This window comes from Neisseria sp. P0009.S007, from assembly GCF_051962515.1.
Genome location: NZ_JBQCVF010000734.1, coordinates 1 through 842 on the forward strand (window position 1 = coordinate 1; position 842 = coordinate 842).

The following is an 842-nucleotide window of genomic DNA, read 5'->3' on the forward strand; positions in this document are numbered from 1 at the left end:
GTGGCGGTTTTCGGCTTTCTGCCGAACAGCATATCGAGCAGTGACATGTATTAACCTCCGAACAGTCGTTTTAAGAAGCTTTTCTTCTCAGCTTCGAGGAAACGCATTTCGCGGTTTTCACCCAAGAGGCGGGCAATAACGTCTTTGTAGGCTTCGGCTGCGGCAGCATTGTCTTGGTGAATGACAGGTTCGCCGGCGTTGGAAGCTTGCAGAACGTTTTGTGATTCAGGAATCACACCGATCAACGGAATACGCAAGATGTCGCAGATGTCTTGTACCGACAGCATTTCGCCTTTGGCTACGCGCTCAGGGGAGTAGCGGGTAATCAGCAGGTGCTCTTTAACAGTGCTGCCTTGTTCTGCTTTGCGGGATTTGCTTTGCAAAATGCCCAAGATGCGGTCGGAGTCGCGGACGCTGGATACTTCCGGATTGGTGGTAATGATGGCTTCGTCGGCAAAGTAGAGTGCCATCAGTGCACCTTGTTCGATACCGGCAGGGGAATCGCAGATAATGAATTCGAAGCCCATTTTTTCGCTGGCCAGCTCTTTCATCACGTTGTCCACGCCTTCGCGGGTCAGTGCGTCTTTATCGCGGGTTTGCGATGCAGGCAGGATGTAGAGGTTTTCGCAATTTTTGTCTTTAATCAGGGCTTGGTTGAGTGTGGCTTCGCCTTGGATAACGTTGATGAGGTCGTATACGACGCGGCGTTCGCAACCCATAATCAGGTCAAGGTTGCGCAAACCGACGTCGAAGTCGATCACAGCAGTTTTGTGGCCGCGCAGGGCCAGGCCGGTTGCGATGCTGGCGCTGGTAGTGGTCTTGCCTACGCCGCCTTTACCTGA

Annotated in this window: 1 protein-coding gene; it reads right to left on the reverse strand. The window is 52.9% G+C overall.

Annotation, left to right across the window (positions count from 1 at the left end; translation table 11 throughout):
* Positions 1-50: 50 nt before the first annotated feature.
* A partial coding sequence (gene minD, locus ACTHS3_RS16020; protein WP_440368509.1) for a septum site-determining protein MinD occupies positions 51-842 on the reverse strand: 792 nt, incomplete at its 5' end.